Genomic DNA, 15,042 nt, shown 5'->3' with positions numbered 1-15,042 from the left:
AATTATTTGTTTGTTGGTTTTGGAAGATACTCCAATCGTAGGCGTTGGCTTTTATTTAGATATTTGTTAGCGACTTCTTTGATGTCCTCTCTAGTAATTCCGCGATAAATTTCAATTTCGGAATTGATAAGATTAGTGTCGTCGTATAACATATAGTAACTAGCTAAGGAGTTGGCTATACCTGCCATGCTTGAATTGGAATTCACAAAATCATTTTCCATCTTGTTTTGTAATTTCTGAAAGTCAGATTCGGAAATTAGATTCGTTTGAACTTTTGCAATCTCAGCATCGATTTCTTTTTCAAGCTGCGCAAGCGGTACATCACCTAAAGGCAGAGCGAAGATGTTGTACATGCTATAATCTTCCATAGTTCTGTTAAACGCAAAAACCTGTAGCGCTGATTTATTTTCATCAACCATGCTCTTGTATAGTTTTGAACTTTTACCGTCACTGAGGTATGTAGAAATCATATTTAGAACGTATGAATCTCTCTCTGTCATTGCAGGGGTCCTGTAGCAAAGTGCAAGTGCCGGAATCTGAATATTACCATCATAAGCTGTTGCTCTGATTTCTGTAGTGATTGGATCTTCTTTTTGGAATTCTCTTACTACAGCTTCTCCTTTAGGAATTGGCCCAAAATATGCATTGATCATTTTTTTAACTGCTGGCACATCAATATCTCCTGCTACCACTAAAACAGCGTTGTTTGGCACGTAGTATTTATTGTTAAATGCTTGGAATTCTTCAAGAGTTGCAGCATCCAAGTGTTCCATAGAACCGATTACACTCCACTGGTAAGGGTGTTTTTTAAAAAGTTGAGGTTGTATGGCTATACCATAACTCAAAGCTCCATAAGGAGAATTGTCAATACGTTGTCTTTTTTCTTCCTTTACCACCTCATTTTGGGTGTCCACTCCGATTTGATTAATTACGGGTTGTAAAAGCCTTTCTGACTCCATCCATAATCCTAATTCGACACTGTTCGAAGGGAATACTTCATAATAGTACGTTCTATCAGCAGTGGTGTTGGCATTGTTGCTTCCACCGTTCGCACTGACGATATTAAACCATTCTCCTCTTTCAATGTTTTTTGTTCCTTCAAATAGAAGGTGTTCAAAGAAATGTGCAAAACCCGTACGCTCTGGGTTTTCGTCCTTAGCACCCACATGGTACATAACAGAGGTAGTGACCACTGGTGCAGTGTTGTCCTGATGAAGGATCACATGCATTCCATTGGCTAGATCATACTCCTCAAACTCGATTTGCTGTGCTTGTGAAGACCAATACAGCATTGAAAAAATCGCGATTGCGATTAAATTGTTTCTCATAAGTAAATTGGTTTGTTATTTGCGTTTTTTCAATCTACATGGTGTATAAAGTCACTAGGAAGATTGAAATTATTGAGAAATGTAGTGATAATATCACATTCCTGCGAGACTTTTTATTATTTTTTATATATGCAGCATGGAATCTATATAAGGTTTTGTGATTTTCATTTAAGGAGTGATCGGTTTGCGGTTTTACTTTTCCAGGTAGTTACTAGGTTGTAGTGTTAAAAGTTACTAGTACTCTGCCTATTGACGTAAAGAATCATAGGCGGTTCTATGATGCAAATTATGATGTATTCCTGACTTTGGAATAGGTGTTATGGAGTAATGAATTAAAAAATGGTCCTCTTTTAAGTGTGATCTATGGGAATTTTTTGTAATTTAAGTGTCGTAATATCAAAATTTTAGCTCATGAACCCAGAAAGATTATACATCAGGTATGGGCTTTTCATCGCAATTGCTTTGATTGCCTATTTTTTAATTCTTAAACTTGTAGGATTACACGAAGTAATATGGCTACGGCTTGTAAACGGTGTCATAGTGGCTTATGGAATCTATGCTGTTATTCGTATGCGAAGGATTTTGGAGAGGGAAGATTTCCACTACCACAATGGGTTTAAAACGGGGGTAATGACCGGTTTTTTATCGACTGTTGTTTTTGTGACGTTTATGGCTATTTATATGTACCACATAGATAAGAATTTTGCAGAATCTATCATTAATACTTGGATTCGAGACTATGATCAAGGCCCTGGAGTACTGGTGTTTATCCTGCTTATAGAAGGCTTTGCATCCACAGTGGTTCTTGCCTTAGCCTTTATGCAAAAGTTCAAGCCGAGTTGGAACTTAAAAAAAACCATTCAAAAGGCATAAAAACATTTGTACTTTAATCATTTAGCAGTATATTTGCAGCCGCTTAATTTCATTAGGCAAGGTTATATATTGATAAATTATTAATTCATAAGCTATGTATGCAATTGTAGAGATAGCAGGGCAGCAATTTAAAGTTGCGAAAGATCAAAAGGTTTTTGTACACCGTTTGGCTTCTGAAGAAGGAGACAAAGTTTCATTTGACAACGTTCTTTTGTTGGATAATGACGGTGAGGTAACCATTGGCGCCCCAGCTATAGACGGAGCCGCAGTAGAGGCAAAAGTCATCAAGCACCTAAAAGGTGATAAAGTAATTGTTTTCAAGAAGAAAAGACGTAAAGGTTTTCGTAAGAAAAACGGACACAGACAATCTCTTACTGAGATAGTTATCGAGAACATCGTGGGTAGCGGTGCTAAGAAAGCAGCACCTAAGAAAAAAGCTGCTCCTAAAAAAGAAGAAGCTGCAGTAGAGGCTAAGCCAGCTGCTCCAAAGAAAAAAGCTGCTTCTAAAAAAGGAGACGATTTGAAAAAAGTCGAAGGAATTGGACCTAAAGCTGCTGAGGCTTTAGTAAACGCAGGAGTTGACACTTTCGCTAAATTGGCAAAAAAATCTGCTGATGAGGTAAAAGAAATCTTAACTGAAGCAAGTTCAACCCTAGCACATTTAGATCCTGGTACATGGGCACAACAAGCTGATTTAGCTGCCAATGATAAATGGGATGAATTGAAAGAATTGCAAGATCAATTAAACGGAGGTAAATAATCTCTTATTGATTTTTAAATAAAGTTTAACTAATCTTGGATTGCACAAGATATTAAAACACAATAGAAATGGCACACAAAAAAGGTGTTGGTAGTTCCAAGAACGGTAGAGAATCAGAATCGAAACGCTTAGGTGTTAAGATTTACGGAGGACAAGCCGCTATTGCTGGAAATATCATCGTAAGACAAAGAGGTACTTCACACAATCCTGGTGAAAACGTATATATGGGGAAAGACCATACATTACATGCTAGGGTTGATGGTGTTGTAAAATTTGTAAAGAAAAGAGATAACAAATCTTATGTTTCAATAGTTCCTGCTGAAGCATAATAAGATTCTAATCTTATATAAAAAACCTTCCGACTCGGAAGGTTTTTTTATACCCTTATTTTTAATCTTTATTTAAAATTTAGTTAATCTTCTAGTTGCCCTTACCTCTTATCTTTCTAGAATTAATTTTTCAGAATGCATTCTTGCGTAAGATTCCTTCGAACTCTCATTAGTACAACACTGTGTTTAATCCTTCCTACTGGTAGTTATAGTCAAGACGATACAACCAATACGACTTGGGCGGATAGTGTGTATGTCAAACTTAAAGATTCCCTGCAATTGGCAAAGGAGCTAGATGAATCTGAACTCATTGCTCAGAGCTTGATTGCCTTTGGTGATTTTTACAAACGCAATGGAGCGGTAAATCAGGCTCTTTTGAACTATCAAAAAGCGGCTGACTATCTTTCTAAAGAAGATACTTCTCTAGTTTATATACAATTGCAGTCTGGTATAATACAGTTCCGACTAAGGCAGTATCCTAGTGCTCTGGATTACTTTAATAAAGGACTTGGATTATCTCAGAGTATTGGATATAAGAACGGAGAAGCCATGTGTGCCGGTTTCATAGGAAGTTGTTATGAGAAACTAAGTATTTATGACAAAGCGATTGTGTATCAGAAGGTGAGCCTTGATCTCTTCATTGAACTTGAACATGCTTCTGGGTTAGCCCTGGCTCATGAAAATCTAGGGAGTATTTATGAGGACCTGCAGGATTTCGATAGATCCTTAGCGTATTTTGAAAAGGCATTATTCTTCACGAATGTGAAGACCGATGCTGATCGATACATTAATATCCTTAACAATATCGCTGATATTCATCGCAAGACTGGAGACTTTAATCGCGCCCTAGTTGAAAGCCAGGAAGTGTTGGTGTTGGCGCTTAAGAATCATAACCAACATCAAATTGAAAGTGCTTATAAAGACATTTCCAAAGTACTATATGAACTTAAAGCCTATCAAGAAGCCTTTTTAAATCTTAAATTATCGGATTCTATAAACGAAGTTATCCTTCAGGACCAGAATAGGCAACAGCTGAATGCCCTGCAATCCTTGTATGATGCGAAAACAAAAAATGCAAGGATCGAAGTGTTACTCAAGGAAAATGAAATAGGCAAGGTGCAAAATCGTGTATTGTGGCTGGGAGTGATACTGCTGTTTACACTTGCAGGAGGGAGCTACTTCTATCAACGTAATCACAAAAAACAACAACTGAGAATTTCGCGTTACAAGCAAAAAATATTGGAGGTCGAACTTGAGAATAAGCTGATGGAGCAGCAGAGTATGGTTCGTGAAATTGAGTTAAAGACATCATCCCTTTCCAATTACAGCCTAAATCTAGCACAGAGAAACAAAACCCTAACAACTATTGCTCGTACACTTACCAATATCAAAGGAAGGAAACAGATGGATATAGATCAGAAATTAACTGAATTGGTAAGGGAGATTACAAAGGAGGTCTCTGAAAAAAGAGAGTGGGAACGGTTTATGGAATACTTCAGTCAGATTCACCCTTTGTTCATCAAAAAATTACAACAATGTTCAAATTCAAATTTAACGGCCTCTGAACTGCGACTCTGTATGTTGATAAAGTTAAATATGACTTCTTCTGAAATGGCTGAAGTTTTAAAAGTAACTCCGGATAGTATTCGGGTGGCACGATATCGCCTGAGAAAGAAACTACCTATTGATAAAGGAGAAAAACTAGTGGTGTTTTTACTTCAAATTGCATAGGATCTATTCAAGATTAGCTTTGTGTTAGTTCAATGTTACCACGGCTTAAATGTTGCCTTTATGTTGTAGATCAAAACGCAGTTTGATTACATTTTGTTGTCATCAAATTTATGCCTTTGATGTCGATGTGCTATAGCTTTGTCCGTAAAACAAACCATATTTATGAGTGCTTTAAAACAACTATTAACAGCCGTATTTGTCGCCTTGTTTTTCACTACTTTGAGTGCGCAAGACGGACATATTCAGGGTACGATTTCCGATGAAAATGGAATATACGTACCTGGGGCAACCATTTTAGTTCAAGACACCGATCTAGGAACTGTCTCTGACATAAATGGACGATTTACACTACTCTCAGTACCTGCAGGTAAACGAGAATTAACAATTAAATATTTAGGTTTTCAGGACATTCACCATCAAGTTTCGGTGATTTCAGATCAAACCATTTCAGCAGATTTGGTATTAAAATCAAGCCGTATTGAATTGGAGGGAGTGGAAGTCTCTGCCTTCGGATTTGGTGAGCAGTCTAAAGCACTAAATACACAAAAGAACAGGACCAATATTACTAATGTGGTATCCACCGATCAGATCGGAAAATTTCCAGACGCCAATATTGGAGACGCTATTAAACGTATTCCTGGAATCACCATGCAAATGGACCAGGGAGAGGCTAGGACAATTATAGTTCGGGGTTTATCTCCCCATCTTAACTCTGTAACTCTTAATGGTAGCCGAATACCATCCGCTGAAGGGGACAATAGGGAAGTTCAAATGGATCTTATTCCATCTGATATGATACAAACCATTGAAGTAACTAAAGCAGTTACTCCTAAAATGGATGGGGATGCCATTGGTGGATCTGTGAATTTGGTTACCAGAACCGCACCCCAAGGGTTTAGGCTTTCTGCAACTGCAGGTTCAGGTCTTAATTTTATCAACAACAAAAGAATCTTAAACGGATCATTTCTAGTGGGTGACCGTACTGCTGACAAGAAATTTGGATGGATGGTTTCGGCATCCATCAACGACAATGATTTTGGATCTCATAATGTGGAGGCCGAATGGAGCGATGAGTTTGAGTATAATACGGGTGTGTTGGATGCTAATGGAGAAGAAATTATTGAAGAGCAGGAGGTGACTCCTTATAATAGCGTATATGAAATACGAAACTATATGGTGCAACGAACTCGAAGGAGTTTTTCTGTTAATATGGATTACAGGCTTGATCAAAACAATACGGTTTACTTCAAGAGCATGTACAATTGGAGGGACGATAGAGAAAATCGCTTGGCATATTCAAACGAGATCCTTGATGGTGAAGATATTGGGTTAGGTGATTTTACGATAGACGATCAGGGCAATTTACTTCGATTCCCGGTAGAAGCCGTGCGCGAAACAAAAGGTGGTTCCAGTGGAGGTAGAAACGAAAACGCCCGCCTGGAAGATCAACGGATGCAGAACTATAGTGTTGGTGGAGAACACCTTTTTGGGAAACTTAAATTTGATTGGTTGACTTCATATGCCAGAGCCTCAGAGGTAAAGCCCAATGAGCGATATATAGGCTATGTTAGTGAGTTTAGTGTTCAAAGAAGTCTGGATGCCAAAAAACCATTGTTTACTCCAGAAAGCTTGGATGACACAGCCTTGAGTAATTTCGAGTTGGATGAGCTTACCGAGGAGCAGCAGGATACCGAAGAAGAAGATATTAATGCGTTCTTAAACTTTGAACTTCCGCTTCAGCTTTTCGGCGATCAGGGTATCTTACAATTTGGTTTGCGTACAAGATTAAAATCCAAAGTAAGAGCGAACTCCTTTAAAGAGTATACGCCAATCTCTGATGGTTATGAGTTTTTGGATCAAGTAGGGACACATTCTTATAATGCCCCAGACTTTCTTGCAGGAGGAAAATATCAGGCAGGTAGTTTTGTTACACCTGAGTTTTTAGGTTCCTTGGACTTGAATGACGAAAGTCAATTTGAAATGGAATCCGTACCGGATGAGTACCTGCGTGCCAATTTTGACGTGGATGAAAATGTATATGCCGCTTATGCAATGACCACTCAAAACATTACGGATCGCTTAAGTGTTCTAGCAGGACTACGTGTTGAAAAAACAGAGATTTCCGCTACAGGTAATAGCATAATTGATGAAGAGGATCAAATAGGGGAGATCACTAAAAAAAGTTCCTATACCAATTTTATGCCGAGTATACATCTGAAATATAATTTCACACCTCAAACCATTTTAAGACTGGCGTGGACTAATACACTTTCTCGTCCGAATTATATCGATCTTGTGCCTTATCTAGACGTAGTTACTGAGGATAAAGAAGTTTATTTGGGTAATGCCGAACTCAACCCTACCACTGCGATGAACTTTGATCTTATGGCTGAACATTACTTTAGAAACGTAGGAATCGTTTCTGCTGGGGCCTTCTTAAAAAAGATCGATGATTTCATATACACCTCTGTATTAGAAGCTTCTGATGCTAGCTATGGGGAGGGGACAGAAGGTTTTGAGATCTATCAACCTCACAATGGAGAAGAAGCTAATGTATATGGTGCGGAATTTAGTTTTCAACGACAGTTGGACTTTCTTCCTGGTTTTGCGAAAAACTTCAATCTATATCTGAATTATACCTACTTGGCTTCAGATACCAATGGGATTACAAATGAAGACGGAGAACTTCGAGAAGATATGGATCTTCCAAGTGCATCTCCCCATATGTTTAACGCTTCACTTGCCTACAATCATTCAAAATTCAAGATTCGCTTGTCATCAAATTTTGCAGATGCTTATATTGACGAAATTGGTGGAAATAGTTTTGAAGACCGCTACTATGATAAGCAATTATTCCTAGATCTGAACGTGAGCTATGCCGTGACTCCAAACCTAAGTCTGTATGTGGATTTAAATAATATTACGAATCAACCGCTAAGGTATTATCAAGGAAATCGACAGAGAACCATGCAAATGGAATACTATGAAAAACGTCTTACTTTTGGATTGAAGTACGACTTATTTAAAAACTAACCAAACGCTCAAAATGTATACAAATGAAAAATATTATCTATAGTTTATTGACAGTAATTATAATGGTCGGATGCAAACATAAAAACCAACTCCCTGCCATTGCCCCTAATGTCATTACAGAAAACACCTTACATGATACGGATGACCCTGCCATTTGGGTAAACCGAAAAGATCCTTCTGCCAGTATCGTTTTCGGAACTGATAAGGATACTGATGGCGCGGTCTACGCCTTTAACCTACAAGGAAAGATTATCGAAAAAAAAACCATACGTGGGTTGAAGCGACCCAATAATGTGGACATTCGCTATGATTTTAAATTGAACGATTCTACAATCGTAGATGTCATGGTATTTACAGAGCGAGAACGTCAACAATTCCGTATGTTTTCCATTCCCGATATGAAACCCATCGACGGAGGTGGTTTCCCAGTATTCGTCAGCGCGACTGAGCCCGAACACAACCTACCTATGGGAATTTCCTTATATCACTCACCAAAAGATAGCGCAATGTATGCCATTGTAGGTAGAAAGGCAGGCCCCTTAGAGGGATACTTACATCAATATCTTTTGAAGCCAAGTGATGGTAGGGTCAAAGCAGAATTGGTTCGTGAATTCGGAAACTTTAGTGGAAAAAAGGAAATTGAAGCCATTGCGGTTGATGATGCGAATGGTATAGTGTACTATTCGGATGAAGGAAAATGTATTCGTAAATACTATGCGGAACCTTCCAAGGGTAATCAGGAGCTATCTTGTTTTGGAGAGTCGTACTTCCGGGATGATATTGAGGGTATCGCTCTGGCCAATGGAGTAAACGGTAGAAACTACATCATTGTTTCAAATCAACAAAATCACTCTTTTGTCATCTTTGATGGTAGCGATTTGAGTTTTGTAAAGGAAGTGAATCTCAGTACTACTGAGACCGATGGTTGTGAGGTAACTACCACAGCTTTAGGTAGTATCTTTCCTAATGGTTTATTTGTTGCGATGAATGATGAGCGCAACTTTTATTTTTATGATTTAGGAAATATATTGTAAAAATTCGAATGAAAAGACTATTAAATCATAATTTTATTAATATCTTAGGATTACTAATTCATCAAAATATAGTCAATTATGAAAAAATCTGTAATTTCTTCGTTATTAGCAATAGCGGTATTATGCTCAAGTTGCTTGGGATCATTTAGTGCTTTTAATGGTCTGAAAGATTGGAATCATCAAGTCTCTAGTAACAAGTTTGTAAACAATTTGGTTTTCTGGGTACTTTGGATTGTCCCCGTTTATGGAATCTTCATGCTTGGGGATTTGATTATCTTCAACACTATCGAATTCTGGACAGGTTCAAACCCTATAGCTATGAAACCGGGTGAGAAAGAAACGCAAATTGTGGTTGACAACGGAAACACCTTCAAAATGGTAGCTACACAGAACCGTATGGAGATTGAAATCGTTGACGGACCTAGAAAAGGAGAAAAAGTAGATTTGGTTTATAAGCCAAGCCAAAAATCTTGGAGTGCTATTAAAGCTAACGGTGAAGTTATTGAATTGGCCGCTGCAAAAGACGGTTTATATGTAGTGAACTTACCCAATGGAGAATCAGTACAAATAGATCCTAAAATGACTAAAGAAGAAGCTATGGCTCAAATTCAAGCCAAGTCTGATTGCCAGTACGAAGAAGCAATGTTTGCTTTGGCTAAATAAGGAGTAAAACATAAGAGATAGAAGAAACAGTATCTTCATCTGCAATTATTAAAAGCGGGAGGTTAATCGTATTTGATCTCCCGTTTTTGTTTTTTAAAATGGCGTAATCGGGGTGTCAATACATGATTCTGGAATGCCAAATCCATCAACTAACGAATTGACGTGAGGACGTAGCTCGGAACAAAGTCGCTCTACTCGGTTTCTAATGGCCTTAGATTTGGTTCCACTAATATACCCTTGCTCCAAATACCAAGCGGCATTATTATGAATCTCATTAAGTGCAAATAAAGAGCCTAGTTTGTCAAATAAAAACTTCAGTTCACTACTTTGAATCGTCTTAGTGAAATCTGTAAAAGCCTTATAAGACAGCTCCTCACTATACGCTTTCCCAAGTTCTACCAAATGCGTTTGAACTTTCAAAAAGGCTTGGTAAGAAGGAATTCCCTTCTTAGAATAGTTTTGCATTCTATTGGCCACTGAAAAAGTTAGCCTTCGTCTCCTGTATTCTAGGGCGTTGAGGTGAAATTCACTATCATAGAGATGATCTTTATCTGTTTTATTAGTGAATACTGGATTAAAAGTAGTTAGGCGATCTGAAACTTGTGTTCCTATGTATTTTAAGATATCCCTAAAATGATCGCTGTTGAATTCTGATTTAAAATTAGTTAATATCCCTTTTGCGGCTAATTGAATTAAAACAGTGTTATCCCCCTCAAAGGTGGTGAATATGTCGACATCTCCTTTGATACTGGCAAATTGGTTTTCTGCCATATAGCCATTTCCTCCACATGCTTCTCTACACTCCTGAATACAGTTATTAGCAAACCAAGTAATGGTAGATTTTAAAGCTGCTGCTTGGGTTTCAATTTCTCTTCGATTGGTAGTGTTAGAATTTGCGTAATCAGTTATCAATTTTTCAAGGACAAAATGATAGATATAAGATTTAGCAATAGGCTTAATCAATCGCAATTGATGTGTTGGGTAATCCATGATAAGATCTTCTTGTATCTTTTCATCACTGTTGAACTGTCTACGGTCTAAGGCGTACTTTACAGCAATGGTCAGGGCTTTTTTAGCACCACTTAAGGCGCCCTTTCCTACACAGATTCTACCTCCGACCAAGGTTCCTAACATTGTAAAGAATCGTTTGTTTGGGTTTTCGATATCCGAATGGTATTTCCCTTGATTGTCAATGGATCCAAACTTGTTCAATAGGTTCTCCCTGGGGACGGATACGTTGTGGAACCATATTTTTCCATTGTCTACACCGTTGAGTCCCAATTTATAGCCATTGTCTTCAACGCGGATACCTTCCAAAAGCGTTCCGTTTTGATCGCGTATAGGGACTAAGACGGCGTGTACACCTTGGTTGGTTCCTTCTACTATGAGTTGGGCAAAGACTGTTGCCATTCTAGCATCAAGGGCATTTCCAATAAATATTTTATTATCATCTTCACCTGGAGTGTGAATAACAATACTGTCTGTTTCTTTAATATAGGTAGCTGTTGTTTTTACACCTCTAACATTAGATCCATGCCGAGCTTCCGTCATGGCAAAGCATCCTAGAAGATCAGCTTGTCCAGCAGCCTTGAGGTATTTATCGTGGTGTGTTTTTGTTCCCAAATTGGCAATGCTCCCTCCAAAAAGACCGAATTGTACTCCGAACTTAATGGTTAAACTACCGTCGACAAACATGAGGTTGTCAAATATAGAACCGTAGGCTGCCATATCTCCGGTTCCACCGAACTCTGGTTCAAAGGCCATAGCACCATAGCCTGCCTTTGCAAGTTCTTTGAGTTGTTGTCTTACCCAGTCTCGTTGCTCTTCTTTGGTAGGCCGTATTTCCCATTTAAAAGACGGTTTGCTTATGAATTTTCGGAAGGGATCAATAGCGTGTTGATGATTTGATTTAAGGAGAGCATCGATTTCTGAAGCCTTGTAAAAAGAGCTGGCTTTAGAACTGTCAACTTGTACTTCAAAGAGATGATGATAGTGATTGGGCTGAATTCCAAGATTGATTTCTATGAATTTTAAATGAGGATTAACCTTATTTATAGCTTGATCTTTACTAGCCAAGCGTGAGGAAAAAAGACTTAAAGGATAAGAGTCACCAGCGATTAAACGAATATTGGAATGATCAATAATTTGTTTCCACTGAAGCATCGTTTGATCCGATGGTGGATTTTCAGAATTTATCCATAGTTTTATTTGCTGAGTTTCTACAGAAGTTAAGGTGTCACCTTCGAGTGCTTTGGTAAATACTGAGATTTCCGAGGGCGAAAATAAGTCGTCTGACCATATCACATACAGAAACGGGATGTATTTCAAAAGATTCGGTGTGTACTGCTGTTTTTCCATACCTCGAATGTACGAATAATTAGAGAATTTACGGTTTTTTAAAAACTCAATAGCGGCGTTGGCCGAACACTAATGCTTTTGTTTTATCTTTGTTTACATGAATGAACATTTAGATCCTACAGGAGAACACTTTTCAGCGGAGGAGGTTGATTTTGAAAGAGCTTTACGTCCCTTAAGTTTTGATGACTTTGCAGGGCAAGAGCAAGTGTTGGATAATTTGAAGGTCTTTGTTCAGGCTGCTAATTTACGGTCCGAAGCCTTAGATCATGCCTTGTTTCATGGTCCTCCAGGACTGGGAAAAACAACCTTGGCCTATATATTGGCCAATGAATTAGGTGTGGGAATTAAGGTGACTTCAGGACCTGTTTTGGATAAGCCTGGAGATCTTGCTGGATTGTTGACAAATCTTCAAGAGCGCGATGTCTTATTTATTGATGAGATACACCGCTTAAGTCCAATCGTTGAAGAATACTTGTATTCTGCCATGGAGGACTATAAGATTGATATTATGATCGAGACCGGACCTAATGCCCGAACCGTTCAAATTAATTTAAATCCCTTTACCTTAATTGGTGCAACAACTAGGTCGGGTCTGTTGACCTCACCAATGAGAGCCCGTTTTGGAATCAACTCCAGGCTGCAGTACTACAGCACAGAACTGCTTGCGGATATCGTTCAACGCAGTGCTCAAATATTGAAAGTGCCAATTTCCATGGAGGCTGCCATTGAAATAGCGGGAAGAAGTAGAGGTACGCCTCGAATTGCAAATGCTTTACTGAGAAGAATTCGGGATTTTGCACAAATAAAAGGCAATGGATCCATCGATATGGAGATTGCTAAATTTGGACTTAAGGCTCTTAATGTCGATGCCTATGGTTTGGATGAAATGGATAACAAAATCCTTCTTACAATTATAGACAAATTTAAGGGTGGCCCTGTTGGAATTACTACCTTAGCCACTGCTGTTTCAGAAAGTGCAGAAACTATAGAGGAGGTGTACGAGCCTTTTTTGATTCAACAAGGTTTTATTATGAGAACTCCCAGAGGTAGAGAAGTTACCGAACTTGCTTACCGACATTTGGGCAAGATTAAAGGTGGAATTCAAGGAGGTTTGTTCTAATGGATTTAAAAGCAAAACATACTCGGTGGATTAAAGAACAAGCGGAGCGTCTAGGGTTTATGTCGTGTGGAATATCCAAGGCTGACTTTTTGGAAGAGGAAGCGCCGAGATTGGAAAAGTGGCTATCAGAAGGTAAAAATGGTCAAATGCAATATATGGAGAATCACTTTGACAAGCGCTTGGATCCACGAAAGTTAGTGGAAGGCTCTAAGTCTGTTATTTCTTTACTGCTTAATTATTATCCTTCTGAATTTCAAAAGCACGAAGATGCACCCAAGATATCAAAATATGCCTACGGCGTGGACTACCATTTTGTTCTAAAGGATAAACTCAAAGAGTTACTTTCACTAATGCAGGATGAAATAGGTGAGGTAGGTGGACGCGCCTTCGTCGATTCAGCGCCTGTAATGGATAAGGCATGGGCTGCCAAAAGCGGTTTAGGCTGGAGGGGTAAGCATAGCAATATCCTATCTAAACAAGTCGGTTCTTTCTTTTTTATTGCTGAACTCATTGTGGATTTGGAATTGGAGTATGATAGTCCCGTCACAGATCACTGTGGTAGTTGTACAGCATGTATAGATGCTTGTCCAACTGAAGCCATAACAGAACCTTATGTGGTGGATGGAAGTAAGTGTATTTCGTATTTCACCATTGAATTAAAAGAACAGATTCCAACTGAGTTCTCAGGAAAATTTGATGATTGGATATTTGGATGTGACATCTGCCAAGATGTTTGTCCTTGGAATCGATTTTCCAAAGCTCATAGTGAACCACTGTTTAATCCTCATCCTAAATTATTGGATATGACCAAGAAGGATTGGGAAGAAATCACAGCGGATGTCTTTAAAGAAATCTTTCAAAAATCTGCTGTTAAAAGAACGAAATTTTCAGGACTCACTCGGAACATTGAATTTTTGAAGTAATCCACACATCAAAAAAAATTTAATAAAATACGTAACCTGTTACGTATTTATGTGTATTTTTACTTTGCTAATAACATCCAGATGGAAGACTTTTTAACTGAAATTAAATATATGGGTTTCACCAGTAGATTAAAGCGATTGAGTGATGAGCTACTGTATAGTACAAAAGATTTATACAAGTCAGAAGGGTTGGATATTGAACCAAACTGGAACTTGATCTTTCACCTATTAAAGGAAAGAGAGCGGATGACGATTACCGAAATGGCGGAAACTCTACAATTTTCACATCCTGCGGTAGTAAAGATTGTAAACCAGATGAAAAAAAGGGGGTATATCAGTAGTACTCTTGATCAAAAGGACAGAAGAAAATACTATTTGAAATTGACAAAAAAGGCACTTGATCATATAGAAGGTTTTGAGCGTTATTGGTTGCCAGGAGAAGAGGTGATAAAGGAGATCATGGCGGGAAGTCCCCATTTTCTAGATGAATTGTTAAAGATCGAACAACAACTAAATAAGTGTAATTATAAGCAAAGAGTGTTAGAGAACATGAAAAAAAATGAACATCTACGTTGAAACACTAGGGTATATTGCCATCGCTGCTGGATTTTTTGCAGCGACTAAAAAAGAAATGGGAGAATTTCGGTTTTGGCATTTAATTTCAAGTTTCTTTTATGTGATTTATGGTGTATTATTGAAATCTGGTCCTTTGGTCATCTCAGGACTCATTTTTTGTATTATCCATATCTATCATCTTCGTAAACGGCGTGTTAGCCATAACAAAGAGAGGCCATTATGAGTTTTGAAATTATGTGTAAAACATGGGTTGATGACAGCAGAAGCCTTGATTCTAGCGCTTTGATGATAAATCTACTTGGATCAAAAAAACA

At 38.2% G+C, this 15,042-nt stretch carries 13 protein-coding genes; 11 read left to right on the top strand and 2 right to left on the bottom strand.

Annotated features, from left to right (window positions below):
• Positions 1 to 2: 2 nt before the first annotated feature.
• Positions 3 to 1,328 (bottom strand): M16 family metallopeptidase, encoded by a 1,326-nt coding sequence (locus ACN0TV_RS09300; RefSeq protein WP_417362345.1) that lies wholly within the window; start codon positions 1,326 to 1,328, stop codon positions 3 to 5.
• Positions 1,329 to 1,739: 411 nt separating this feature from the next.
• On the opposite strand from ACN0TV_RS09300, the gene ACN0TV_RS09295 reads away from it, so the two are divergent.
• The 7 genes from ACN0TV_RS09295 to ACN0TV_RS09265 all read left to right on the top strand — a co-directional run bounded on the left by ACN0TV_RS09295 (position 1,740) and on the right by ACN0TV_RS09265 (position 9,751).
• On the top strand, positions 1,740 to 2,201 hold the full coding sequence (locus tag ACN0TV_RS09295) for a DUF4199 domain-containing protein (RefSeq protein ID WP_417362343.1): 462 nt from the start codon (positions 1,740 to 1,742) through the stop codon (positions 2,199 to 2,201).
• 94 nt (positions 2,202 to 2,295) lie between these two features.
• Positions 2,296 to 2,961, top strand: a complete 666-nt coding sequence (gene rplU, locus ACN0TV_RS09290) for a 50S ribosomal protein L21 (protein ID WP_417362341.1) — start codon at positions 2,296 to 2,298, stop codon at positions 2,959 to 2,961.
• A 68-nt stretch (positions 2,962 to 3,029) separates the two neighbouring features.
• Entirely contained in the window at positions 3,030 to 3,290 is a 261-nt protein-coding gene (rpmA, locus tag ACN0TV_RS09285; RefSeq protein ID WP_417362339.1) for a 50S ribosomal protein L27, read from the top strand.
• Positions 3,291 to 3,425: 135 nt separating this feature from the next.
• Positions 3,426 to 5,021, top strand: coding sequence for a tetratricopeptide repeat protein (locus tag ACN0TV_RS09280; protein ID WP_417362337.1), 1,596 nt, complete (start codon positions 3,426 to 3,428; stop codon positions 5,019 to 5,021).
• A gap of 162 nt (positions 5,022 to 5,183) precedes the next feature.
• A complete protein-coding gene (locus tag ACN0TV_RS09275; protein WP_417362335.1) occupies positions 5,184 to 8,054 on the top strand; it encodes a TonB-dependent receptor in 2,871 nt (956 codons plus the stop codon).
• A gap of 23 nt (positions 8,055 to 8,077) precedes the next feature.
• Complete coding sequence (locus tag ACN0TV_RS09270; protein ID WP_417362333.1) at positions 8,078 to 9,088, top strand: phytase; 1,011 nt, start codon at positions 8,078 to 8,080, stop codon at positions 9,086 to 9,088.
• 78 nt (positions 9,089 to 9,166) lie between these two features.
• On the top strand, positions 9,167 to 9,751 hold the full coding sequence (locus ACN0TV_RS09265; protein ID WP_417362331.1) for a DUF3332 domain-containing protein: 585 nt from the start codon (positions 9,167 to 9,169) through the stop codon (positions 9,749 to 9,751).
• 93 nt (positions 9,752 to 9,844) lie between these two features.
• On the opposite strand, the gene ACN0TV_RS09260 is transcribed toward ACN0TV_RS09265, so the two are convergent.
• A complete protein-coding gene (locus tag ACN0TV_RS09260) occupies positions 9,845 to 12,109 on the bottom strand; it encodes an acyl-CoA dehydrogenase (RefSeq protein WP_417362329.1) in 2,265 nt (754 codons plus the stop codon).
• A gap of 97 nt (positions 12,110 to 12,206) precedes the next feature.
• Here ACN0TV_RS09260 and ruvB point away from each other — a divergent pair, with 97 nt between their 5' ends.
• The 4 genes from ruvB to ACN0TV_RS09240 all read left to right on the top strand — a co-directional run bounded on the left by ruvB (position 12,207) and on the right by ACN0TV_RS09240 (position 14,951).
• A complete protein-coding gene (ruvB, locus tag ACN0TV_RS09255; RefSeq protein ID WP_417362327.1) occupies positions 12,207 to 13,229 on the top strand; it encodes a Holliday junction branch migration DNA helicase RuvB in 1,023 nt (340 codons plus the stop codon).
• A complete protein-coding gene (gene queG / locus ACN0TV_RS09250) occupies positions 13,229 to 14,152 on the top strand; it encodes a tRNA epoxyqueuosine(34) reductase QueG (RefSeq protein WP_417362325.1) in 924 nt (307 codons plus the stop codon). The genes ruvB and queG overlap by 1 nt, the downstream gene beginning before the upstream one ends.
• An 81-nt stretch (positions 14,153 to 14,233) precedes the next feature.
• Positions 14,234 to 14,728 (top strand): MarR family winged helix-turn-helix transcriptional regulator, encoded by a 495-nt coding sequence (locus ACN0TV_RS09245; RefSeq protein ID WP_417362323.1) that lies wholly within the window; start codon positions 14,234 to 14,236, stop codon positions 14,726 to 14,728.
• On the top strand, positions 14,712 to 14,951 hold the full coding sequence (locus tag ACN0TV_RS09240) for a YgjV family protein (protein WP_417362321.1): 240 nt from the start codon (positions 14,712 to 14,714) through the stop codon (positions 14,949 to 14,951). Before ACN0TV_RS09245 ends, ACN0TV_RS09240 begins: the two co-directional genes overlap by 17 nt.
• Positions 14,952 to 15,042 lie beyond the last annotated feature (91 nt).

The organism is Galbibacter sp., from assembly GCF_048266365.1.
GTDB lineage: Bacteria > Bacteroidota > Bacteroidia > Flavobacteriales > Flavobacteriaceae > Galbibacter.
Note: the sequence above shows the minus strand (reverse complement) of the source record. Positions and strands in the feature narration are given on the sequence as shown.

Excerpts from the sequence above, each read along its gene's own strand:
- rpmA (WP_417362339.1), top strand. The coding sequence starts at position 3,030 with ATGGCACACAAAAAAGGTGTTGGTAGTTCCAAGAACGGTAGAGAATCA.
- ACN0TV_RS09240 (WP_417362321.1), top strand. The coding sequence starts at position 14,712 with ATGAACATCTACGTTGAAACACTAGGGTATATTGCCATCGCTGCTGGA.
- ruvB (WP_417362327.1), top strand. The coding sequence starts at position 12,207 with ATGAATGAACATTTAGATCCTACAGGAGAACACTTTTCAGCGGAGGAG.
- ACN0TV_RS09270 (WP_417362333.1), top strand. The coding sequence starts at position 8,078 with ATGAAAAATATTATCTATAGTTTATTGACAGTAATTATAATGGTCGGA.
- queG (WP_417362325.1), top strand. The coding sequence starts at position 13,229 with ATGGATTTAAAAGCAAAACATACTCGGTGGATTAAAGAACAAGCGGAG.
- rplU (WP_417362341.1), top strand. The coding sequence starts at position 2,296 with ATGTATGCAATTGTAGAGATAGCAGGGCAGCAATTTAAAGTTGCGAAA.
- ACN0TV_RS09260 (WP_417362329.1), bottom strand. The coding sequence starts at position 12,109 with ATGGAAAAACAGCAGTACACACCGAATCTTTTGAAATACATCCCGTTT.
- ACN0TV_RS09295 (WP_417362343.1), top strand. The coding sequence starts at position 1,740 with ATGAACCCAGAAAGATTATACATCAGGTATGGGCTTTTCATCGCAATT.
- ACN0TV_RS09300 (WP_417362345.1), bottom strand. The coding sequence starts at position 1,328 with ATGAGAAACAATTTAATCGCAATCGCGATTTTTTCAATGCTGTATTGG.
- ACN0TV_RS09245 (WP_417362323.1), top strand. The coding sequence starts at position 14,234 with ATGGAAGACTTTTTAACTGAAATTAAATATATGGGTTTCACCAGTAGA.
- ACN0TV_RS09280 (WP_417362337.1), top strand. The coding sequence starts at position 3,426 with ATGCATTCTTGCGTAAGATTCCTTCGAACTCTCATTAGTACAACACTG.
- ACN0TV_RS09265 (WP_417362331.1), top strand. The coding sequence starts at position 9,167 with ATGAAAAAATCTGTAATTTCTTCGTTATTAGCAATAGCGGTATTATGC.
- ACN0TV_RS09275 (WP_417362335.1), top strand. The coding sequence starts at position 5,184 with ATGAGTGCTTTAAAACAACTATTAACAGCCGTATTTGTCGCCTTGTTT.